Origin of the sequence: Sphingobacterium sp. HSC-15S19, from assembly GCF_050433745.1 — a bacterium.
GTDB classification, from domain to species: Bacteria; Bacteroidota; Bacteroidia; order Sphingobacteriales; family Sphingobacteriaceae; genus Sphingobacterium; species Sphingobacterium siyangense.
The window spans coordinates 20,392-43,358 of sequence record NZ_JBNPWQ010000008.1 but is presented as its reverse complement, the minus strand read 5'-3'; the positions used below and the strand labels follow the sequence as shown (position 1 = coordinate 43,358).

Sequence of the window (22,967 nt, the reverse complement as noted above, 5' to 3'; positions counted from 1 at the left end):
AGCTGCGGGCCACCATACAGCAGAATTTTTACCTTAAAGGCGATATCGAAGCGATAAATTGCGCCAGATTTCTGTCGCAAAATGCTGATCTGAATGCCTATTTTCAAAAAACCAGTGGTCGCCTTTTTTTACGATTTTTTGATCAATTCCATCAAGCGAAATTGGCAATTCCGTATCGAGCTTTGATAAAGACTTTTTCAACAACACCAGTTGATAATCCTGTCCTTTGTAAGTTAAACGGAACACCTGTGAACGATGTGGTTCCCCGCTTATCCCGTCAATTGTGCCTTGCATAAATATAGATCTTCTAAAATTTTTAAAATACAGCAATTACGCCAATACGAATACGCCAAAAAGTATAAAATCGAGCAAAAATCAGCTTAACGTTGCCTTATTTTTATAACGAATATCAACAAATAATCGTGCCAAAGTCGATGATTTTTCCCCTCTATTGGGAATGATTTTTTTCACATATTTTGATTTCGTCATTTTGGCTACAATCAAGCTCAATTTGGCAACAGGTACCCGATGCCTTCTTTAGACATTTGTGGTATGGAATCAAACAATAACAGCATGCAAAAGACAATTTTCATTACAGGAGCTTCTTCCGGTTTGGGAAAAGCAACTGCCAAATTATTTCAACAGGCGGGTTGGAATGTGATCGCAACCATGCGAAATCCTGAAAATGAAACCGAACTTGCCGGGATCGAAAACATCAGGCTATTAAAATTGGATGTTACCGATCCGGCCCAGATCAAAGAAACTGTAGCAAAAGCGATCGCTATAAGTAACATTGATGTCGTTTTCAATAATGCAGGTTATGGGTTAATGGGTGCCTTTGAAACATTGAGCGACGAAAAAATACTTCGCCAAATCGACACGAATCTATTGGGCGTACTGCGCGTTACACAAGCCTTTATTCCCCATTTTAGAGCACAGAAAAGCGGTTTATTTATTTCGACCACATCAATTGGTGGATTTATGGGGTTCCCGTTACATTCGATGTATCATGCCACAAAATTCGCCCTGGAGGGTTGGAGCGAAAGCATGTCCTTTGAATTGAAAAAATTTGGAATAGCCATCAAAACAGTTGCTCCGGGAGGAATAGCGACAGATTTTGCAGGTCGTTCTTTGGATCTAAACCGAACTTCCGACTATCAGGACATCGAAGACAAACTGTTCGAACAAATGGGTCTGATGATGCAAAATGCATCCACGGCAGAGCAAATTGCCCAAGTGGTGTATGAAGCCGCCACAGACAATAAAGATCAGGTACGTTATCTGGCAGGCGAAGATGCACACGCACTCTATGAAAGACGATTACAAATCGGAAAAGAAGCGTTCAGGCAAGAAATCGCGAAACAATTTGAGGCCTAATTTTTAAATCAGCAACTGCCTTGCGAGGCAGTTGTTTTTTGTAAATTTGTATAACAAAAACAGGATGCATAGTATCAATTCCATATCCGAATTTCATCGGCAATTGTCCTTGCCGGCCCCATTACATCCGCTCGTCAGTGTAATTGATGTAGCTGGAATTAAACCCGATGAAAGCGACATCTGGGAGCAGTTCTACGTGAATTTTTACAGTATTTCGCTCAAAAAAGATGTTACTGCAAAAATAAAGTACGGCCAACAGTATTACGATTTCGACAAAGGAACAATGAATTTTATTGCGCCCAAGCAGATTCAATCGTTAACGATTGCCGAAATCAGAAAGATGAATGTCGAATGCGGAAAAGGTTACATGCTGCTATTCCACCCTGATTTTTTGTATACCCATCCCCTGACCACCAAAATAAAAAACTACAATTTCTTTTCGTATGCGCTTAACGAAGCGTTACATCTCTCCGAACGGGAAGAAAAAGACATTATAGAAATTTTTCTTAAAATCGAACAAGAATATCAGCATATCGACAAGCATACCCAAGACATTATTTTGTCGCAAATAGATATGCTCTTGCAATACAGCAACCGTTTCTATGAGCGTCAATTCATTACTCGAAAAGCGGTTAACCATGCGCTGCTGACCCAATTGGAAAAATTGCTGGACGATTATTTCGACAGCGAAGAAACCTTAAAACAGGGGCTTCCAACCGTAGAGTATTTAGCCGAAAGCCTCCATGTATCAGCACGATATTTAAGCGATTTGCTACGTTCCGTTACCGGTAAAAACACACAGCAGCACATTCACGATAAGTTAATTGAAGAAGCCAAGGAACAACTTACGGCGACAAGCCTTTCCGTGGCCGAAATTGCCTATAAGCTCGGTTTTGAACATCCGCAATCGTTCAACAAACTGTTTAAGAAAAAAACCAATGTTTCACCTTTAGCATTCAGGCAATCGTTTAACTGACAGAACAGTGTAAAAAAATTTTAGTGCGAGTTTTGTGTTACATTTAAAAAAACCTTCGCTCCGGCAAATTGATATGGAATAGTTAATTAGGAAGCAGGATACGTCGGCGCGGGATAAATACCGGCGGCTTCAAAAATTCAAAAGGTATATCTTCCGGACCATGGGAAATCAAGGATGGCAGAATGACCTTTAACAATCTTTAACTTTACTACCGGGATCTTTCAAATTTTATAGCGTATATTTACATTGTTCTATCGCTCAAGATCGAACGTTATAAAAATTAAGCATATCTCTCGAGTAAAAATCCAAATGTCCCAGTCTGTAAAATTCAGCAATGTAAATACATTGTTCTCTAAAACGTTAAAACAAAAAATCAATAACTATTTTCAAAATTCACTTCAGCCAAGAACCGGGAATCGTAAAATCTATCTGAAAGCCGCTATCCTCCTGATCAGCTTTGCGGTATTGTATCTCCTTCTGGTATTCGCACCTTTGCATTGGAGTGTTGCAATAGCATTATGTATCATTTTCGGAGCTAACCTCGCTGCGATTGGTTTTAACATTATGCACGATGCTGGGCACAATTCTTTTTCAGACAATAAAAACCTGAACACTGTGCTCTCCTACTCGCTCAATCTACTGGGCGGCAATATCTACTTTTGGAAGCTCAAACATAATATTGCACACCACACCTATACAAATATCGATGGCGAAGATCACGATATCGAAGTAAAGTTTATGCGTATACACCACGACCAGAAACTTCGGAAACACCATCGCTATCAGCGTTTTTATTTTCCGTTGCTCTATGGAATCTCCTATTTAGCGTGGATCTTTTATCAGGATTATGAGAAATATTTCCGTGGGCGCATGGGACATAAAACTGAGCAATTTCATTTTCCGGTCAAAGAGCGTATTATTTTTTGGGTCAGTAAGCTAATTCACTTCAGCTTATTTGTCATTGTTCCGATCATTTTCGTCGGGTGGCTGCCCACACTTATCGGTTTGCTGATTGCTGGTACTGTATGTGGTATGAGTCTGGCCACAGTATTCCAGCTGGCCCATGTGGTGGAAGAAACCGAATTCAAAACCATTGACCAGTCAAAGGTCGAAGAAGAATGGATGATTCATCAGATTCAGTCCACCGCAAATTTTGCTACGGGCAGCAAGGTACTTACCTGGTTGCTTGGCGGTCTCAATTTTCAGGTTGAACATCACCTTTTTCCAAAGATCAGCCATGTTCATTATCCTGCGCTCAATAGGATTGTGAAGCAGACCTGCAAGGAATATAAAATACAATACAACGAGTTTCGGAGCTTCTGGACAGCATTTAGATCGCATTTAAAAGTGCTGGAGGCCTTGTCAAAATAACCTAGTTATTAGCAAGTCGCTTCATTTCCTTTGTCCCTTCCCTATGGCCTTTATGTGCCATAGAAGTTGGTAGCTTTCAGCAAAAAAGAAAAGACCAGAAATCGCTAAGAAGCCCGGTCTTTTCTAACTAAGTTATCCATCAAATGGGTTATTATAAGGATAAGATTGAGCTGAACATCGTTTGAAACAAATTCAATTTTCGGTTTGTTGTAGGTAGATCTTATCATTTCTGTCAATTTATCAGGTAAAATTTGACAGTTTTGCTGCAAAAATTTCAGTTTTTTAAGCTCGGTACCTTTTTTGTGAGATTTTTAATACAGTCGGCCGACTGATAGATTTAAATTATTGTTATACTTCATTAAAAGGAGGTTACTATGAAACTTGCAAAAAGAAACTGGAACAATTTTTCACTTTTTTCGCCCATGTTTGATAATTTTAACCGCGAGCTTTTAAACTGGGACAACAAAAATTATTCATCAACAAGTACCACCGTTCCTGCGGTCAACATCAAGGAAAACGCAGATAGCTTCGAAGTGGAGGTCGCCGCTCCCGGCATGGCCAAAGGCGATTTCAAGGTGACCCTCGACGGCAATCTCTTAACCATATCCTCGGCTAAGGAAGAACAAAACGAGGAGCATAAGGACAACTACACCCGCCGGGAGTTCAGTTACCAATCTTTCCAACGCAGCTTCGAACTTCAGAAGGAGGTTGTCGATCAGGACAATATTCAGGCACACTATGAGAATGGTATGCTCCGATTGACAATACCGAAGAAAGAAGAAGCCAAACAGAAAGAACCGCGGATGATCGAAATATCCTAAAGATCCAGATAGCAAATTTTAATGGTTAGCCTCCCACGGAGGCTAACCTATTTTTTTCAGTCTTTAAAACGAAGATTATGAAAACGTCGAATTACTATATTGAATTACAGATGTACAGCCACGGACATTATATCACTATCGCCAGTTTTGACCAAAAAAGCTGCGAAAAGATTATTCATGAATTGTTTGATGAACTGCGCGGTGAGCCTGAAGCCTCAGACAGCAGACGTCTTCGCATCAATCTTCTTCTGAACGACGCTACAATTCAGAGGACACAATTACGATCCATCCACTGTACACTGGATGAGTTGGCCGAGAACACCAAGATTATCATCAAGAAGACATTCCGCTCAGTAAACTTTGACTGACGGAAGTGCATTGCAGCATACAACACAAGCTATCAGCCTATAAACCATTTAAACACATTCTTTTTACACTATTTTTTTATTTCAATCTTGATTTTTATCAAATTGATTTTTAATTTGGGTGCGGTTTTTCAAAAAGGTAGCTGATACCCAAACCGACATTTTTTAAAAGCTAATATTCTATTTAAATATAAATTTTAGTTATTGGATCATGTTAACAGAATTACTAATTACAAACACAGACCGACGTTTTTCTTTCAGGCCATTTCTTATCGCACTTATTGTGCTGGCTAACAGTTTTTATCTATCGGGGCAAGCCTTGAAGCCCCTCAAATCTGGTTTCGAAGCGAGGCTCATCAATATTGAGGCCCCCAGCAACGAACCCTTTCGTTATTCGGCCACCTTGACCAACGGATCCGCTCAATTGGTTAACTACAGCCTGAATGCCCAGCTACCCGATGGATGGCAGATTAGCTACCGCGTAGAAGGCTCGCAAGTGACTTCCCTTCAGATGCAGCCTAATAAGGCCCAGGAAATCAGCATTGAAATCAGCTGCCCGATCACGGCCAAGCCCGATAAATATAAAATTCCGCTACGGGCCATATCCTCAACCGATACCTTAAAGCTTGAACTCGAAGCAGTCGTCAAAGGCTCCTATGCCCTTGAGTTGACCACCCCCAGTGGGCGGCTGAGCGACGAAGTGGTATCCGGTAGCAGCAAGGAGATTCTACTTAAAGTCAAAAACACGGGCACCCTGCCACTCAATGCCTTGGAACTGACGTCCCAATTACCCAGCCGATGGGAGGCAAGCTTCGATCCGTCGAACATCAAACAGCTCGAAGCAGGGAAATCTATTGACGTCAAAGTCAACCTAAAAGTTCCCGACAAAACTATTGCCGGTGACTATGCTTCCAAATTTGAGATCAAATCATCCAATAGTAGCGCCGACATTTCATTCCGTATGATTGTGAAAACTTCTTTGCTTTCTGGCTGGATCGGTATGCTTGTCATTGTATTGGCCATTGGTTTGGTGTATTTTCTCATCCGCAAATACGGCCGCAGATAAGGGCGCTACAAAAAGATTATCATGATGAAGGATCCTATCATTCAATTGACAGGCCTGACAAAAAGCTACGGCAAAGTAACCGCTGTAGATCAGTTGGACCTGCACATTTATCCCGGAGAGATCTTTGGCCTGCTCGGCCCCAATGGTGCCGGCAAGACAACCAGCATCCTCATGATGCTGGGCCTGACCGAACCCACTTCCGGCACAGCCTATGTCTGTGGTCATAATGCTACGCGCAATCCGATCGCCGTGAAACGAAAAGTCGGCTACCTGCCCGACAATGTAGGTTTCTACCCGGATATGACGGCCCTGGAAAACCTAAGCTTTATTGCCAGATTAAATGGTCTTTCGGAATCCTATGCACAAGCTTCTGCAAAAGACATGTTACATGTGGTGGGGCTCGAACGGGAAATGCATAAAAAAACGAGCGCTTTTTCTCGCGGTATGAAACAACGTCTAGGCTTGGCCGAAGTGCTGATCAAGGCTCCCGAGGTTGCCATCCTTGATGAGCCTACGCTTGGCATTGATCCCAAGGGTGTTGACGAATTCCTTGAGCTCATCAAGCAGCTCAGCAGGGAGCATAACCTAACGGTACTGCTTTCTTCACACCACCTCCACCAGGTGCAGCGTGTATGCGATCGGGTGGGTATTTTTGTTGGCGGAAAATTACTGGTTGAAGGATCGCTCGAAAGCCTTGCCCATAACCTGCAGCAGCAGAAAGGCATCAGTACCGTCATTACCCTTGACCATGCCCAGGGCGATACCAAACGGTTTGCAGAAGCATTAAAGGCCCTGCCCGGACTCCGTGATCTTAAGGTGGACGGATTTACGATCGAATTAAAAACAGACAGCGATACAACAGCAATGGCTGTACGCCTGCTGGTAAACAATGGCGCCGATATCGTTTCCGTGAGCCGCAACGACTACCAGCTCGACGATATTTATAATACATATTTTGAGAACAGCATAACTACAGATAATGCCTATGAAAAATCCAAGGGTTTCTTCAAAAGATACCAATAAACGGCCATCCTTTCCGATGCAGGTGCTGGTCCGCAAAGAAATTGCGGCACATATCCGCAGCTGGCGTTTTATTATACTGATCCTGCTCATCGTACTGACTTTCGGCGCATCCCTATACGTTTCATCCATAGGGCTGAAAGACGCTGTCAGCAATATGCGCGATCCTGATCAGTCATTTCTCTATCTCAAGCTACTGACCACAACGGATAATTCCATTCCGCCATTTCATGTTTTTTTAAACTTTCTAGCGCCACTTTTGGGCATAGCCTTGGGTTTTGACGCCGTCAATGCAGAATACAACAACGGTACACTCACCCGTTTGCTGGCGCAGCCAATTTACCGAGACAACCTGCTGTTCGCCAAATTTCTGGCGCCACTGGCCGTGGTGGGTACATTATTTGTTGCGCTGGTCATGCTGATGATCGGTGGCGGTCTCCTCGGTACAGGTGTCCGGATAGAACCCCAGGAGTTGCTGCGTATCTTCGGTTTTACCTTGATCAGTGTGCTCTATGTCGCCTTCTGGCTGAGCCTTTCCATCCTGTTGTCGATCCGCTTTCGCCAGCCGGCCACCTCAGCACTTACCGCGATCGGCATCTGGTTGTTTTTTACGGTATTCTTTCCTATTCTGGTCAATCTGGCAATACGCCCTTTTTTACCTAACCCCAATTACATTTCGGAGCAGGAGTACATCGGCTATAATGAGCTCATCTTAAATCTGCTCCGCTTATCACCGAGTCAGCTCTATACCGATGCCACCACTACCCTATTGATGCCCTCGGTACGCAGCTTAGGTCCCATTTCCATGGAACAGATGGTCGGTGCCATCCCCGCACCACTTTCCTTTCGGGAAAGTTTTCTGATGGTGTGGCCACAGGTCAGTGGCCTCTGTGCAGCCATGATGATCTGTTTTGCCTGGTCCTATTACATTTTTATGCGAAGGGAAATCAGAAGTTAAGCGTTTCCACCAAAGCAGCTTGTCAGAACTGCTTTCACAAACTGTAAGGCGCACGCTTCCGTGCGCCTTTAGTATTTCCTTTTCGCTCGCTCTTTTCGATCATTTAGCAAGCACCCTATTCACGTAGCCTATAGGTGGGGATGGTACAAGCACTCTCTTCAAAGGCTCCAATGCACTGGAGCTGACCGAAGCCAGGGCACAGCCAAAAACGCTACACACATGATGTTGCAATTAAAGTTTTGCTTACTGAAGAAATAAAAGATCAATAGCGTGCGTCTTGCTGCATTAGAATAAAAACACACCAAATAAAAACAAATTAGACTGCATTTTGGTATATTTGTATACACTAAATAACAATTGAACTTAACAAATCAGGCTATGAAAATTCTATTGACCGGAGTGACGGGGTATATTGGAAAACGTCTTTTGCCTGTGTTGTTAGAACAGGGACATGAAATTATTTGTTGTGTAAGAGATAAGAATCGTTTTGATACCTCGGCAATCCCGGGGCATGTTCAAGTTGTTGAAGTCGATTTCCTGGATAACGAAAGTCTGAAAGAAATACCACTTAAAATTGATATTGCTTATTTCCTGATCCATTCCATGGCGACGCAGTCCGGTGATTTCCAGCAAATGGAAGCGCAATGTGCGACCAACTTCCGCAACTTTATGGAAAAAACCTGCGCACAACAGATCATTTATCTGAGCGGAATAATTAATTCAGATCACTTATCGAAGCATCTCGACTCGAGAAGAAACGTTGAAAACATCCTGGCCAGCGGGCGGATTCCGATCACCACCTTGCGGGCCGGTATCATCGTTGGCTCGGGAAGCGCATCTTTCGAGATCATTCGGGATCTTGTGGAAAAACTTCCGGTTATGATTACGCCCAAATGGTTGCAGACGAAATGTCAGCCTATCGCCATACGCAACGTGATCGAATTTATGATCGGTGTTATCGCCAACCCGCATACCTTTAACAAAAGCTATGATATCGGCGGTCCAGACATCCTTAGCTATAAAGAGATGCTGCTGCAATATGCTGCCGAACGAAAACTGAGGCGAAAGATCTTTGTTATCCCGCTCATGACGCCGCGGCTTTCCTCCTACTGGCTCTATTTTGTTACCTCGACGTCCTATAACCTAGCCAAAAATCTGGTCGATAGCATGAAAGTAGAAGTGATCTGTAAACCCAATAATCTGGCAGAAGAACTCGGTATTATGCTGATCAATTACAGGAAATCCATCCAATTAGCATTTCAAAAAATTGAAAGCGACAATGTGGTGTCCAGCTGGAAAGACGCACAGACCACTCATATTTTATCGGGCGGACTCACCCGGTTGCTGGAAGTGCCCAGTTATGGTTGCTTTAGGGATGTCCGCTCGGCTCCCCTCCACAATAGTGAAGCATCATTGACCAAAATCTGGTCCATTGGAGGAAATTCCGGCTGGTATTATGGCAACTGGCTCTGGAAAATCCGTGGATTCATGGATCAATTGGTCGGCGGAGTGGGGATGCGAAGGGGACGAAAAAATAAAAGCGATCTGGCTGCAGGTGATGCACTTGATTTTTGGCGCGTACTGATCGCCGATAAAAAGACAAAACGATTGCTGCTCTATGCCGAAATGAAACTCCCGGGAGAGGCATGGCTAGAATTTAAAATCGAGAATAATATCCTGCTGCAGACCGCGACCTTTAGACCCCTGGGCCTTGCCGGAAGGCTCTATTGGTATGCCGTATGGCCTTTTCACGGCTTCATATTTAGGGGCATGATTAATAGAATAGCTAAACCTTAAAAATAAAAATTCATAAACGATGATTTATAATGAGAACGCAATTGCTGCATTTGAAAGAAGATACAGAGCAAATTTTATAAACTCGCTGGGCGGCTTTAAAAGCCTGGTATTGATCGGTACAAAAAACAGGGACGGAAGTGAGAACCTTGCCACGTTCAGCAGTTTGTTCCACCTGGGCGCAGATCCGGCACTCTGTGGCATTATACTTCGGCCGGCGACAGATTTTAGCAGCACCCTGGATAATATCCTGGAGCAGAAATGGTATACGATTAATCATGTCTCATCCGAATTTGTACATGAGGCACACCAATGTAGTGCAAAATATCCTAAAGATGTTAGCGAATTTGAACAGGTTGGACTTAGCCCTGAATACCTGGAAAATATTCCGGCCCCTTTTGTTCAAGAAAGTAAAATAAAATTCGCCTGTAGCTTTGTTCAGAAAACAGCTATTGAGCTGAACGGTACAACATTGATCATCGGCCAAATAAAAACAGCTTTCGTGCCCGATAACTGTTTAAAAGAGGATGGTTATATCGATATCGAAGTAGCCGGAACCGTGACTTCTAGCGGTCTTGACAGCTATCATACCACAAGCCGGATTGAACGATTACCTTATGCGAAGCCTTAAGCAACTTTTCGCAAGGATTTTCATAAAGAAAGCACACAGTTCGGCTTTCTTCAAGACTTTACTTCCCAGAGCGGAAGATAATGTGTTACGCTATAGAATGTATTCTTTATCTTTGGTCTAATGGACATCAAGAAAAAATTTGGTAGTGCCTCATTTGGCGAAGACCTTATCTTACAGGCACTGAGTTGTTCTCCCGAGCCTACATCAATCTATACTGGAACAGAGATGACCATCCAGTTTGCCAATGAGGGCATGCTTTCCCTTTGGGGCAAAGACGCATCCGTTATTGGCAAAGCGCTGATCAGTGCTATTCCGGAACTGGAAGATCAGCCGTTTTTAGCTATTCTGCAAGAGGTTTGGCGTACGGGCAAATCCTATTCCGTGACCGAGGCACCAGCCAGACTCATTAAAAACGGTGTTCCGGTGACTGATTATTTCGATTATGAATATAGAGCCCTATTAGACGAAAACAATAAAACCTGGTGTATTTTAAACACTGCCCGTAACGTTACTTTAAGAAGGCAGCATCAGCAACAGATTCGGGAAAAAGAAAAAAAGGAACAAGGGCTGATGGAGGAAATGGCGGCAACACTCGAAGAATTGACCGCTACAAATGATGAGCTCAACAGTTCCTTACAACTTCTGGCAGAAAGCCGTGAACAAGTGCGGACAATTATTGAGCAGGCACCGGTCGGCATAGCGATGCTGAAGGGGCCGGAACTGATTATTGACATAGCCAATCCAACAATATTAAAAATCTGGGGCCATCGATTAGCGGATGTGCAGGGCCGGCCCCACGAAATCGCAAGGCCTGAACTGCAAGGCCAGCCAGTGAATCAGTGGCTCCGGGAAGCGTTCGAAAAAGGCGAACGTAAAACAAACAATGAACTCTCCATATTGCTGCGTCACAATGACGGACTGCGAGAGGCTATCGTAAACTCGATCTATCAACCTATTTTTTCAACTGACAACAAAGTCACTGGAATTCTGATTATCCTTGAAGATATTACCGACCAAGTCCTTGAACGGCGGAAAAGTGAAAAAGATCAACACATGCTGTCCATGGCTATTGATGCCGGAGAGCTTGCGACGTTCTATTATGAGCCCAAAAATAATCTGTTCTCCGGAAATGCCCTGTTAAAATCATGGTTTGGTTTAGCCGATAAGGATCAATTGGATTTATCCGCCGCTATTTCTTCCATCGTAGAAGAGGATCGGGAACGTGTAATGGCTGCCATAACTGAAGCACTTAGCGAAGAGTCGGATGGCAATTACTTTATTGAATACCGTATTGCCCATGCGCAGTCCCCGAACGGCAGACTCGTGCAGGCACGTGGTAAAGTATTTTACGATGCTAAGGGAAAAGCAGTAAGTCTGAACGGTACTTTACGGGATATTACCGAACAAAAAGCTGAGGAACAGCGGAAAAATGATTTCATAAGCATCGTTAGCCACGAACTGAAGACACCCCTGACCTCTATAAACGCCTATCTTCAATTGATGCAGCGTCAGGCATTCCTTACAGCAAACACGAGTTATCAAGACATTACAATGAAATCCCTTCGACAAGTTCGCAATATGAAGAACTTAATCAATGGATTCTTGAACATCTCGCGATTCGACTCCGGCAGAATGATGATAGAAAGAGAAGTGTTTGATCTGAAGGAATTATTTGCAGAACTTGAAGATGAATTTAAATTGAGGATAAACTCCCATCAGATCGTCGCTGACCTGACGCAAAGTCTATCCATTGCTGCTGACCCGAATAAAATTTCGCAGGTAATCCAAAATCTTGTAGAAAATGCGGCCAAATATTCGCCGATAGGAACCCAGATTACATTTGGCTATTTGCCTACTGCAAATCAGGATGTAGAGATTTTTGTCAGTGACGAGGGTATGGGAATTGCCGAAGAAGACCGGGATCAGATATTCGAGCGATTTTACAGGGCAGGAAAAGATAAGGTCGGAACAATTTCGGGATTTGGCATAGGCCTTTATCTCTGCCGTGAAATTGTAGAACTGCATAATGGACATATCACTGTGGAGAGCAATTCAGCGGGCGGAACCACATTTAAGGTGCGGCTTCCAGCTCAGTAAATGTAAAAATTGTTAATATTATAAGTTCTTTTCTTCGGTTCTTAGCAAACACATACGCGGACATATCGGTCATTTAATTGCCTTTTTATGACTTTTCTTTTTTACGATAGGCTTACTTTTGTCGCAAATGTTTCCCGTTCGGGATTTAAGAAGAGCAAGATGAAGAAAGAATCGCGCATCATATCGCTCATTGTAGGTGGCACTTTACTTATGGAGATGCTCGACACCACAGCGATATCGACGGCCTTACCCAAAATGGCACATGATTTTGAGAGTGATGTTGTACACCTCAGTGCAGGTATTACCTCTTACACCGTCATGTTAGCTGTATTTATTCCAATCAGCGGCTGGATTGCCGACCGCTACGGCGCAAAAAAGGTTTTCAATATGGCGATTATCGGATTTATACTTTCTTCAATCGCATGTGGACTGAGTACCAACTTAACATCTTTCGTCATTGCACGTATCTGCCAGGGGACAGCCGGAGCCCTCATGGTACCCGTGGGACGTCTCATTGTGCTCAAGCACACCGAAAAGAGAGATCTGGTCGAAGCGATCGGTTATATTGCCTGGGCCGGATTGTTAGGCCCTATTATCGGTCCCGTACTGGGCGGATTTTTTACAACCTATTTTAGCTGGCACTGGATTTTCTTTATCAATATACCCGTCGGCATATTTGCGCTGTGGGCCGTGCATCAATTTGTTCCAGCGATGGATTCTGAAAATAGCCGTCCGCTTGATATTATCGGTTTTTTTATCAGTGGTATCGGTCTTGCCGGCATTATGCTGGGGACTGAAATGATCGGCGCAGCCCAAGGCGATTATACAAAACCAGCGGCGACCATTGTGGCAAGTTTTGCGCTGATGGCCGTTTCAATCTGGCACTCCAAACGTATCAAGTACCCGTTGATCGATTACAGTATTCTGAACGTAAAAACCTTCCGGATTACGGTATATTCGGGCTCCATCACCCGTATGGTCATCAATGTTGCTCCTTTTATATTGCCCCTTATGCTACAGCTGGGTTTTGGACTGAGCCCTTTTCACGCCGGACTCCTCTATATGGCCAACATGTTCGGTAGTATGAGCATGAAACCGGTGGCCATGTGGATCACACGGCGGTATGACTTCCGCAAGGTCCTGATCGGCAACGGTATTATTTTAACAGTGGTAACCGCTGGACTCTCCCTCCTTTCCATACAAACGCCGATCTGGCTGGTGGCGATTGTATTCTTTTTCTCGGGACTTACCCGCTCGCTCCAGTTTACCAGTCTAAATACCCTGGCGTACGCGGACGTGCCAAACGAACAGATGAGCAATGCAAATACGCTGTACAATACGGCACAGCAAATGGCACTTGGCATGGGTATCGCCCTAGGCGCAGTGACGCTACACCTGGCAAGCAGTTATTATCAGGATACGGTTTATCAGATGCGGGATTTTAGCTTGGCCTTGCAGTTAATTGCTGGCTTATCACTGCTATCCTTAATCGAGTATTTCAAAATTAAACCAAGTGACGGAGCCAATTTAAGGGGTATCTCAATTAAGAAAGAAGTTCAGAACGCTGCTTAGTTTTTTTTAATATTAGGTAGGCTTTTCGGTATTAGGTAGGCTTTTCGGGCTGTAGCCAAACTGTTTTTTAAACGCATGGGAAAAATGCGACAGATCTTCAAAGCCCAGATCAACAAAGATGTCGGAAGCAGACCGCTTTTCTTCCTTTAGGAGATAATGTGCTTCATCCAGTCTTTTTTTCAGCATCCATTGGTGCGGCGAGGTTTGGAAAACCTTTTCAAAATCGCGCTTAAATGTGGCCAGGCTCCTGCCTGTGAGACGGGCAAAACGCTCTAAATTGACGTTATACCTGTAGTTCTGATTCATAAAGGCTTCAAGGTCTATTTTATGCGGTTCAGAAAAATCAAACAGGATATTTTTGAGCGCTGGTTTCGTTTGTAGAAGGATCAGCAAAAGTTCCTTGATTTTGAGGTCGGTGAGCGATTTATTATTCAAATTGCTTTGGAGAAGGGCCTTCAGCGACACGATAAAATTTTCAAGAACCGCATTGACATCAATTTTAACCAGCGCTTCTGTTGGCGTCGAATGATCGGATCTCAGCTGGTACTCATTCGCAAAATTCTTTAGCGTTTCGTCACTCAGGTAGATATTCAGACTTTCACAGGCGCCGTTTGGTGGTGGAATCTTTGCAAATTTCACCAGCTGGTTTTTTCGGATGAGATGAAAATCGCCCGGATGCGCAGTATGCTGGTCTCTATTGTCGGACAACATAAAACTTCCCGAGAGCTGATAAGAAATCGTATGCTGAGCCACAAAATTTTCTCCTTTTCTGCTCACCTGGTGGTAACAGGAATAGACAATATCCGAATTTTCTATCATAAGACGATCGATCAAGACAAAGCGCCGTGCATACGACAACGCTTTGTCAAATGTATAAAAAATTAGCTTAGTACGGCTTTGATTTCAAGGTAGGGTTGCAAACCATATACACCATATTCCCGTCCAATGCCCGACTGCTTGAATCCGCCAAACGGAACCATCGGGTCGTGACTGAATCCATTGATACAGATCCGTCCGGCATCGATCTCTCCGGCCACACGTTTTGCCCTTTCGCTATCCGCCGATGAGATGTAGGCCGCTAGTCCGTAAGACGTATCATTGGCAATTTCTATGGCTTCCGCTTCCGTTTGATAAGGAATAATACACAGAACGGGGCCAAAAATTTCTTCCCGCGCAATGGTCATCGCATTGCTGACATCGGTAAAAATGGTGGCTTTCACAAAATTACCCTCTTCCAGACCTTCGGGTTTTCCCAATCCACCGGTCAACAAGGTTGCCCCTTCCTCGATACCCGTTTTAATATACTGCTGTACGCGATCAAACTGCTTCACGCTCACCATCGGTCCGATGTTGGTATCGGCATTTTGTGGCAGGCCGACAACCATACTTTCCGCAGTGGCCTTTGCTAGGACATTTACCCGATCCAGCTTATGCTGCGGCACCAGGAGCCTTGTCGGTGCTATACAGGCCTGACCGCTGTTCATATAAGCGCCGTATACGGCCATCGGAATTGCTTTATCGAGGTCTGCATCATCCAATATAATATTGGGCGATTTTCCACCCAGTTCGAGCGTAATGCGTTTCATGGTATCTACCGCTTGTTTGGCGATGGATTTCCCTACGGCTGTAGAACCTGTAAATGAAATTTTGGCAATTCCGGGATTCTCGGTCAGTTCCGTGCCCACCACATTTCCGAGACCTGTTACCACATTGATCACACCTTTTGGTAAACCCGCTTCGTGAAAAGCTTCCATCAGCACATTCGTCTGCAAAGCACTCATTTCACTGGGTTTAACCACTACGGTACATCCTGCGGCAATTGCGGTAGCGACTTTACTGGCCACCGAACTGTTGCTGGCATTCCAGGGGGTAATGATCGCCACAACACCCACAGGCTGAAATCGTACCGATGCGGCGTTAATTGTCCGTTCAAATTCAAAGCTTTTAAGCACTTCGATCATACTGTCAAACCAGGCTCCGGTATGCGCATTGCTCATCGTGACAAATTGATGCGTTCCACCGTATTCTTCGATCATCACATCGATAAAATCCTGCTTTCTCTTTTCAATCGCGGTTTTCAGTTTTGTTAAATAACCGATACGTTCCGAAACGGTGGATTTTGAAAATGTCCGGAAGGCGGCTTTTGCAGCTGCAATGGCATTACTTGTGTCGGTTACATCGGCTAAAGTGACTTCACCGATCTTTTGATTCGTTGACGGATTGATGAGCTCATAAATTTCCGTTCCGTGCGGGCTTACAAATTCCCCGTTGCTATAAATCGTATTGACTGTTTTCATTTTGTTTCAATTTATAGTACAAATTTAGCTGTACCCTATTCACCTAACTTGGTAAAAAAGCTCAATTATACTTTGCAAAAAAGCTCAGGTCCTACAAAAGGCACATGATCTATGGTTTGTGGTGTCTGCAGTAAATTGAATCGTTTATTTTAGTTTTATCAGCAAAAGAGATACATTTGAGCATAAACAAACGTCCTTATGAACAGTGCTACTTCCATTTTCGAATCGAACCATAAAAAATTAGGCCTGATTTCTTTCGACTCCTCTTCGCTGGACCTGGTAAACGGCGAAACGTTCCGCCATTACATTAAAATATTGCTCATTCCAACTGGTTACGCTCTAACGGTGGACTTCACTGCTTATGAAACCCAAAATCCCACCTTGCTTTTCATCAATACCAATCAATATCTTGACATTCAGTCGGCCAATGAAAATAAAGCCTTTTTAATCCATTACAACCGGGATTTCTACTGTATTCAGATTCATGATGAGGAGGTTGCCTGTGACGGACTCTTGTTCAATAATATTTTTGAGAATCCGATAGTGGACCTATCCGGCGATGAGCTGCACGCTATACCCCAATTATTCGCTCAGATCAGCAATGAGCTTGATTTTCAGGACCGCTCTTCGGAAGAAATGATCCGAACGTACCTCAAGCAGATTATCATCCGTGCAACGCGGCAGTGGAAAAAGCAGAACCTCCAAAATGAAACGCTCGACCTCGTCAGCATGGATCAGGACTTTTTCAGAAACTTCAGCCGACTAGTCAATATTCACTACAGGGAAAAACACAGCGTAGCCGATTATGCAGACCTACTGAACCTTGCCCCGAAAACGCTTTCCAACAAATTCCATAAACTCAACCTTGAAAATCCGAACGAGATGATCAAAAACAGGATCGTCCTTGAAGCCAAACGCCTGCTCCTATACAGCGAGCTTACCATAAAGGAAATCGCTTATCAATTGGGTTATGAAGACCCGGCTTACTTCAACCGGATCTTTACTCAGAAATCAGGAAAAACTCCGGCGGCTTTTCGGAAAGAAATTAAAAATTAGACTATAAAAGGAAAAAAGTACAATTTATATCGACTTTTTGCTCTTTATTTAGATTACCTATATGACATACCTTTGTCCTATAAGAAATTAACAATCAAAAATAAAGCGTATGAAACGTAATGCTACAGCCGTTTGGAACGGCACCATCAAAGAAGGAAACGGACATCTGACCACACAAAGTTCCGTTCTGAACCAGACCCAGTATTCATTCAACAGCCGCTTCGCTGAAGGTGTCGGTACAAATCCCGAAGAACTGCTTGCTGCTGCCCATGCAGGATGTTTTACAATGAAGCTGAGTCTTGATCTCACACAGGCGGGTTATACCCCTAAAAGACTCGAAACAAAGTCCATTATTACCTTGGATAATGGAAAGATCACACAGTCGGAACTGCTACTTGATGCAGAAGTAGACGGCATCTCAGCAGAAGAATTTGAAAAAATTGCCCGAGAGGCCGAAAGAACCTGTCCCGTAAGCGCAGCATTCAGCTTCAAAATCATCTTAAACATCAACCTAAAAAAATAATCACCATGAAGACAATCTATTCAACAATTTTAACATTGGCGGCACTCGCCATCATAAATTCCAATATCATGGCACAATCAAACCCCGCATCTCAAGACCCCAACATTGGCCGGGAAACAAGAGCATTCTTAAAAGCTTTGAACAGCGGCGACGGAAAACCGCTGGAAACACTTTCACCAAAAGACGCTAGACTGGTGTTGGTAGGCGCTCAAAAATCAGTAAGCTTCGATTATTCCGATATCCAGGAATCAGACAGAACCATTACCCAGGACGGGCAGACCCTAAAAATACATATCGTAAAACCCAAAGGTGCCCAAGCTGGCCTACCCGTATTTATGTTCTTTCACGGCGGCGGATGGGTATTGGGAGACTACCCTACCCACAAAAGACTGGTTCGTGACCTTGTTGTCAACAGTGGTGCAGTAGCCGTGTTCCCGGATTACACTCCATCTCCAGAAGCCAGATTTCCCGTAGCCATCAATCAGGCTTATGCCGCAACAAAATGGGTTGCCGAGCATGGAAAAGAAATCGGGGTCGACGCGAGCAGGCTTGCTGTTGCCGGAAACAGTGTCGGTGGGAATATGGCAGCAGTGGTGGCTTTGATGGCCAAAGACAAAAATGGTCCCAAGCTAAAACAGCAGGTACTTTTGTGGCCCGTAACAGACTCCGACTTCAGCAGAGCATCGTACACAAAATTTGCACAGGAACGGTTTTTAACAACGCCGTTGATGAAATGGATGTGGGATAATTACCTGCCTGACTTAAAAGAACGCGACAACAAATACGCGTCCCCACTGAAAGCTTCTCTGGAAGAGCTGAAAGGTTTGCCTCCTGCACTTGTTCAGGTGGCCGAGAATGATATTCTGCATGACGAGGGTGTCGCCTATGGAAGAAAATTGGATGAAGCCGGTGTTCCAACGACTCTTACAGAGTATAAAGGCTTTATTCACGATTATGGGATGCTGAATCCGCTAGCGCATATCCACGCCGTACAGGAATCGGTGCTGGATGCGGCAACTGCTTTAAGAAAAGCGCTGTTTGCAAAGTAAAATACCCTGCATTTCCAAAGAATAACACCAAATAGGTATCTCTGTTTGGTGTTTTTTAAGTTTATAATAGCGTCTTAAGCATGTATTTCCCCTAATGAGCGGGATTTCTTACAAAATCTTTTCCAGTTCATTTCTGTGATCCTCGCCCCATTGGGCTGTTACCGCAATGACTGGTATAAGGCTTTCCCCCAGACCAGTCAGTTCATATTCTACTTTCAGTGGAAGCTGATCAAAGACGACTTTATTGATTAATCCATGTTCAATCAATTGGCCAAGCTGCGCATCAAGTACACGGCGGGTTGCATTGGGGATTTTCCGCTGCAGCTCACCCGGACGCTTGATACCTGAATGAATGGCCCAGAGCAGGTTTATTTTCCATTTGCCCTGAACGACCTGCAAAAACAGATGTAAACCGCAATCTAAATTAACCGGAAGCTTTTTTTCGTACATAGCTGATATTATTTACCTAGGGACAAAGTGGGTATAGATAAATTTATCCGTAATTGACACGGTTACTTTATGCCCTTAACTTTGCAACAAAGTAAATATAAAAATATGAAATACAAGTTATTTGGATCAAAAACAGGACTGCATGCCAGTGAAATAATTTTAGGAGCTGCCAACTTTGGAACAAGAAAAGGCTACGGAGCCGATCCCGATGAATCAAAAAAGATTTTAACAGCTTATGCAGATGCGGGTGGTAATTTTATCGATATATCGGATGTCTATCAATTTGGAGAGGCAGAAGAAATCGTTGGCAACTATTTAAAGGGGCAGCGAAATAATTTTATTGTCTGCTCAAAATATACCCGAAGCAGCGATCCCAACCCTTCCATCAGTAATTTTGGGAATAACCGTAAATCTATGCGACAGGCTGTTGAACAAAGTCTGAAAAGACTGAAGACGGACTACATCGATATTTATATGCCGCATTATGATGATGGTGTAACTCCATGGGAAGAAATAGCTTTGGGACTCCAAGATTTGGTCAGTGAAGGGAAAATAGTGTATGCGGGACTCACTAATTTCCCCGCATGGAAAGCATCGGCCATTGCATCAGCAACAAAGCTCACCGCTTTACAGATTGAATATAATTTATTGCAGCGTACCGCAGACCGTGAACTGATCCCGATGGCAAAGGAATTTGGTCTTGGTGTGATGATGTACTCGCCAATGGCTGGCGGCCTGCTGACCGCAAAATATAGAAAAGGAGAAGCTGGGCGAATCAGCTATTCTTCTGGCGCTGAATATTCCGAGGACGAGAAAACCAAACTGATCATTGATGAACTGGTATTAATCGCAAAAAAATATGAAGCAACACCCGGTGAGATTGCATTTGCTTGGAACTTATCGAAAGAGGCATTTCCATTACTGGGAGCACGCAATATCAATCAATTTGAGCAAATTATTAGCGCTATTGAAATTAATTTGACAGCTGATGAGCTGACCAAACTGGACGCTTTAAGCTCCATTAGCCTCGGGTATCCACACGACCTGCTGAATACAGTACGAGGTTGAGAACAGCATGAATTTCAGCAGCAGTATCGGAGTTGAAATATAAGGGAGCTAAAGAGATTCTTTAGTATATTTACTTTACTATTAAATGGGAGGATATTGGAGAGGGGTTTAACACGTGTAAATCAAGAAAACATGTTTACAATAGAACAAATTGAAGCTGCTCATAGCAACGTAAAATCAGGCGCTGACTTTCCGGCCTATATCCGGGACATCAAAAAGTTAGGTGACACATCGAAGTTAAATTAAATACATAAAAGAAAATGGGTCAATACTTTTGGATTGCGATACCTGCCGAGCTGTTTTTTCAGTATTGCGGAGAAACGATGGAAAAACATCGGACGCACGCCTATATTGAGAAGATAAACCGTCGTTCAGGCAAACGGAGTTATCTGAAATACAGCAAGGAAAATCAGTCGGCGTTTTTGGCAAGCTTTTCCTCAGTAGATTATCAGGGATTTTTCCTTTCCACCTATCCTTTTTCAGATCAGGAAACTATCTTAGATTCAGGTATCTTCTATGATTCACCTGTAGCCGAATATACCATTGCAGGAAGCGGGGGCTATGAAACTGACCGGACAAGGGAAATTATCCACTTGCGTCAGATCATGAAACAAGCGGACAAATCCGCAAAAGCATTTTTTGCGGCCTTGCAGCGCAACCTCAAAAAAATCCCCGATCTGCGCGATACCCTGAGCAGTGGAAATAAAAACCATTTTTACCTTCCGACATCAAAAAGTATTATTCCCCAAAATGCCCATAGTCGGCTTATAACACTACCCTGGGAAGAACACTGCCTGAGCAAAGACCTGGTCTACCAACAGCAATGATTCAAATTTATAACATAAACAAATGGCAAAATCTATTTTAACAATTACCCTGAATCCATCCATAGACAAGAGTACCCGTGTACAACATATCGTTCCTGAAAAGAAATTACGATGTGAAGCGCCTGTATATGAACCTGGCGGTGGGGGAATTAACGTATCTCGGGCATTGAAAAGACTTGGTTTGGCATCAACAGCCCTTTTTACATCCGGGGGAAAGACAGGCAGTTTACTCGAAAGCTTATTGAAGCTGGAAGATATTGCTATAGAACCTATTTGGGTGAACGGCGAGACCCGCGAAAACTTTATCGTGGTTGACAGCGCAACGAATCAGCAATATCGATTTGGGTTGCCAGGCGAACAGTTTGAGTCCAACGAACTGGAGGGGATCAGGACTTCGATTGAGGAAATCACCTATGTTCCGGATTTTGTCGTTATCAGCGGTAGTATGCCCGCTGGTATGCCGCCCGAGTTTACACGATCGCTGATCAATACGTACAAAACGAAGGGCAGTAAAATAATCATTGATACCTCTGGCGATGCACTTCGCCTTGCACTGGAGGAAGGTGTCTTTTTGATCAAACCAAATGCCGGCGAGCTTGCTGCGCTTGTGGGAAAAGAGGAATTGGGGCATTCCGATCTGGATATGGCCGCCCAGCAGCTAATTTCGGAGGGTAAAGCAACTTTAATCGTTGTCTCTTTAGGTGCTCAAGGCGCTATATTATATTCAAAAACAGAACGAATACAGCTGCCTTCCCCACTGGTCAAGGTACGCAGTACGGTGGGCGCAGGTGACAGTATGGTTGCCGGAATGGTGTCTGTCTTAGCCCAACAGGGAGATATGGAGCATGTCCTTCAAATGGGAATCGCCTGTGGCTCGGCCACGACGATGGCGGAAGGAACTGGGCTATTCGCTAAGGAAGATGTCGATCGGCTGTTCTCGGAAATAAAAAAAAGATAAATATTGAGGATTCTGCCTTACTAATGAAGATATTGCTTTACAAAAAGGCGCACAATCCCGTGCGCCTTTTTGTTCTGCTCATCTTTTCCGTTTACCCAGTTTCGCCAATAACCTACTTGTAGCGAAACTGACCAGGGTACCCAAGGCAGCCGTCAGGGCGGTCTGCAATACATCGCCCAGCGAGATGCTGGCCCAGATGGAACAGATGGTACCGCCGATGGCCGAGATGCGGATATCATTCACTTTCATCCATCGCGCTCCTTTCTACGGTATCTTCGCTTCCATTTTTAACGGACCTATTCTCCCTGACGCCCACCGAAGCATCCTTATCGGTAGGCGATTCAGCTGCCGACATCGTATCATCCATTGCCGACTGATTCCTTTCGCCATGGTCCGGATTGTATTTCCCTTCCTGCGGCTCCTTGCCATCGTCTACCTCGGAATGTGATTTAGCCTCGTCCAATATTGTTTCCACGATACCAAGCCCCAAAGCCAGATATTTTAATACATTTCCCACCTTACCCGGCAGCTTTACAGGTGCCACCAACAGCAGTTGCAGCACCTGTCCTATTTTATTGAAGATCTTTTTCATCTGTATAAATTTGTTTTTCAATTGAGATGAAGCTATCAGATTTATTCATTCCCCAATATGATTGAATAAATCATGATGGTTTCATGTTTACTTTTTTAA

General features: G+C 43.9%; 24 protein-coding genes. 19 read left to right on the top strand and 5 right to left on the bottom strand.

Annotation, left to right across the window (positions count from 1 at the left end; genetic code table 11):
• Nucleotides 1-33: 33 nt before the first annotated feature.
• A complete protein-coding gene (locus tag L1283_RS08070; RefSeq protein WP_112376336.1) occupies nucleotides 34-294 on the bottom strand; it encodes a hypothetical protein in 261 nt (86 codons plus the stop codon).
• 279 nt (nucleotides 295-573) lie between these two features.
• Between L1283_RS08070 and L1283_RS08065 the strand changes: the two genes are divergently transcribed.
• The 12 genes from L1283_RS08065 (at nucleotide 574) to L1283_RS08010 (ending at nucleotide 14,048) form a co-directional block, all read left to right on the top strand.
• Nucleotides 574-1,377, top strand: a complete 804-nt coding sequence (locus L1283_RS08065) for an SDR family oxidoreductase (RefSeq protein WP_145326935.1) — start codon at nucleotides 574-576, stop codon at nucleotides 1,375-1,377.
• Between the two features lie 64 nt (nucleotides 1,378-1,441).
• The gene (locus tag L1283_RS08060) at nucleotides 1,442-2,353 is read left to right on the top strand and encodes a helix-turn-helix domain-containing protein (RefSeq protein ID WP_286768085.1); all 912 of its coding nucleotides are present in this window, start codon (nucleotides 1,442-1,444) and stop codon (nucleotides 2,351-2,353) included.
• 309 nt (nucleotides 2,354-2,662) lie between these two features.
• Complete coding sequence (locus L1283_RS08055) at nucleotides 2,663-3,724, top strand: fatty acid desaturase family protein (RefSeq protein ID WP_286768086.1); 1,062 nt, start codon at nucleotides 2,663-2,665, stop codon at nucleotides 3,722-3,724.
• 374 nt (nucleotides 3,725-4,098) lie between these two features.
• The gene (locus tag L1283_RS08050; RefSeq protein WP_075992936.1) at nucleotides 4,099-4,545 is read left to right on the top strand and encodes an Hsp20/alpha crystallin family protein; all 447 of its coding nucleotides are present in this window, start codon (nucleotides 4,099-4,101) and stop codon (nucleotides 4,543-4,545) included.
• Nucleotides 4,546-4,622: 77 nt separating this feature from the next.
• Entirely contained in the window at nucleotides 4,623-4,913 is a 291-nt protein-coding gene (locus tag L1283_RS08045; RefSeq protein ID WP_120334036.1) for a hypothetical protein, read from the top strand.
• Nucleotides 4,914-5,121: 208 nt separating this feature from the next.
• Nucleotides 5,122-5,976, top strand: coding sequence for an NEW3 domain-containing protein (locus L1283_RS08040; protein WP_145326936.1), 855 nt, complete (start codon nucleotides 5,122-5,124; stop codon nucleotides 5,974-5,976).
• A 21-nt stretch (nucleotides 5,977-5,997) separates the two neighbouring features.
• On the top strand, nucleotides 5,998-6,999 hold the full coding sequence (locus L1283_RS08035; RefSeq protein WP_312352536.1) for an ABC transporter ATP-binding protein: 1,002 nt from the start codon (nucleotides 5,998-6,000) through the stop codon (nucleotides 6,997-6,999).
• Nucleotides 6,962-7,954: an ABC transporter permease gene (locus tag L1283_RS08030; RefSeq protein ID WP_075992940.1), complete on the top strand. Its 993-nt coding sequence runs from the start codon at nucleotides 6,962-6,964 to the stop codon at nucleotides 7,952-7,954. The genes L1283_RS08035 and L1283_RS08030 overlap by 38 nt, the downstream gene beginning before the upstream one ends.
• A gap of 378 nt (nucleotides 7,955-8,332) precedes the next feature.
• Entirely contained in the window at nucleotides 8,333-9,751 is a 1,419-nt protein-coding gene (locus L1283_RS08025; RefSeq protein WP_312352537.1) for an SDR family oxidoreductase, read from the top strand.
• A gap of 19 nt (nucleotides 9,752-9,770) precedes the next feature.
• Nucleotides 9,771-10,379, top strand: coding sequence for a flavin reductase family protein (locus tag L1283_RS08020; protein WP_145326938.1), 609 nt, complete (start codon nucleotides 9,771-9,773; stop codon nucleotides 10,377-10,379).
• Nucleotides 10,380-10,499: 120 nt separating this feature from the next.
• Complete coding sequence (locus tag L1283_RS08015; RefSeq protein ID WP_312352538.1) at nucleotides 10,500-12,476, top strand: PAS domain-containing sensor histidine kinase; 1,977 nt, start codon at nucleotides 10,500-10,502, stop codon at nucleotides 12,474-12,476.
• A gap of 87 nt (nucleotides 12,477-12,563) precedes the next feature.
• Entirely contained in the window at nucleotides 12,564-14,048 is a 1,485-nt protein-coding gene (locus tag L1283_RS08010) for a DHA2 family efflux MFS transporter permease subunit (RefSeq protein ID WP_312352539.1), read from the top strand.
• 12 nt (nucleotides 14,049-14,060) lie between these two features.
• Here L1283_RS08010 and L1283_RS08005 read toward each other — a convergent pair whose 3' ends face one another.
• Entirely contained in the window at nucleotides 14,061-14,867 is an 807-nt protein-coding gene (locus L1283_RS08005; protein WP_312352540.1) for a helix-turn-helix domain-containing protein, read from the bottom strand.
• Nucleotides 14,868-14,929: 62 nt separating this feature from the next.
• On the bottom strand, nucleotides 14,930-16,345 hold the full coding sequence (locus L1283_RS08000) for an aldehyde dehydrogenase family protein (protein WP_312352541.1): 1,416 nt from the start codon (nucleotides 16,343-16,345) through the stop codon (nucleotides 14,930-14,932).
• A gap of 198 nt (nucleotides 16,346-16,543) precedes the next feature.
• Here L1283_RS08000 and L1283_RS07995 point away from each other — a divergent pair, with 198 nt between their 5' ends.
• The 3 genes from L1283_RS07995 (at nucleotide 16,544) to L1283_RS07985 (ending at nucleotide 18,973) form a co-directional block, all read left to right on the top strand.
• Nucleotides 16,544-17,401, top strand: a complete 858-nt coding sequence (locus L1283_RS07995) for a helix-turn-helix domain-containing protein (RefSeq protein ID WP_159332984.1) — start codon at nucleotides 16,544-16,546, stop codon at nucleotides 17,399-17,401.
• Between the two features lie 109 nt (nucleotides 17,402-17,510).
• Complete coding sequence (locus L1283_RS07990) at nucleotides 17,511-17,924, top strand: OsmC family protein (protein WP_159332985.1); 414 nt, start codon at nucleotides 17,511-17,513, stop codon at nucleotides 17,922-17,924.
• Nucleotides 17,925-17,929: 5 nt separating this feature from the next.
• Nucleotides 17,930-18,973, top strand: a complete 1,044-nt coding sequence (locus L1283_RS07985) for an alpha/beta hydrolase (RefSeq protein ID WP_201303543.1) — start codon at nucleotides 17,930-17,932, stop codon at nucleotides 18,971-18,973.
• Between the two features lie 108 nt (nucleotides 18,974-19,081).
• On the opposite strand, the gene L1283_RS07980 is transcribed toward L1283_RS07985, so the two are convergent.
• Nucleotides 19,082-19,423, bottom strand: a complete 342-nt coding sequence (locus L1283_RS07980) for a winged helix-turn-helix transcriptional regulator (RefSeq protein ID WP_159332986.1) — start codon at nucleotides 19,421-19,423, stop codon at nucleotides 19,082-19,084.
• A 105-nt stretch (nucleotides 19,424-19,528) separates the two neighbouring features.
• Here L1283_RS07980 and L1283_RS07975 point away from each other — a divergent pair, with 105 nt between their 5' ends.
• The 4 genes from L1283_RS07975 to L1283_RS07960 all read left to right on the top strand — a co-directional run bounded on the left by L1283_RS07975 (nucleotide 19,529) and on the right by L1283_RS07960 (nucleotide 22,276).
• Entirely contained in the window at nucleotides 19,529-20,491 is a 963-nt protein-coding gene (locus L1283_RS07975; protein WP_201639139.1) for an aldo/keto reductase, read from the top strand.
• Between the two features lie 132 nt (nucleotides 20,492-20,623).
• Nucleotides 20,624-20,737, top strand: coding sequence for a DUF1398 domain-containing protein (locus L1283_RS07970; RefSeq protein WP_236560215.1), 114 nt, complete (start codon nucleotides 20,624-20,626; stop codon nucleotides 20,735-20,737).
• 14 nt (nucleotides 20,738-20,751) lie between these two features.
• Entirely contained in the window at nucleotides 20,752-21,318 is a 567-nt protein-coding gene (locus L1283_RS07965) for a hypothetical protein (RefSeq protein ID WP_159332988.1), read from the top strand.
• A 22-nt stretch (nucleotides 21,319-21,340) separates the two neighbouring features.
• Nucleotides 21,341-22,276 (top strand): 1-phosphofructokinase family hexose kinase, encoded by a 936-nt coding sequence (locus tag L1283_RS07960; protein ID WP_159332989.1) that lies wholly within the window; start codon nucleotides 21,341-21,343, stop codon nucleotides 22,274-22,276.
• A 235-nt stretch (nucleotides 22,277-22,511) separates the two neighbouring features.
• Here L1283_RS07960 and L1283_RS07955 read toward each other — a convergent pair whose 3' ends face one another.
• Nucleotides 22,512-22,868 (bottom strand): hypothetical protein, encoded by a 357-nt coding sequence (locus L1283_RS07955; protein WP_201639138.1) that lies wholly within the window; start codon nucleotides 22,866-22,868, stop codon nucleotides 22,512-22,514.
• Nucleotides 22,869-22,967 lie beyond the last annotated feature (99 nt).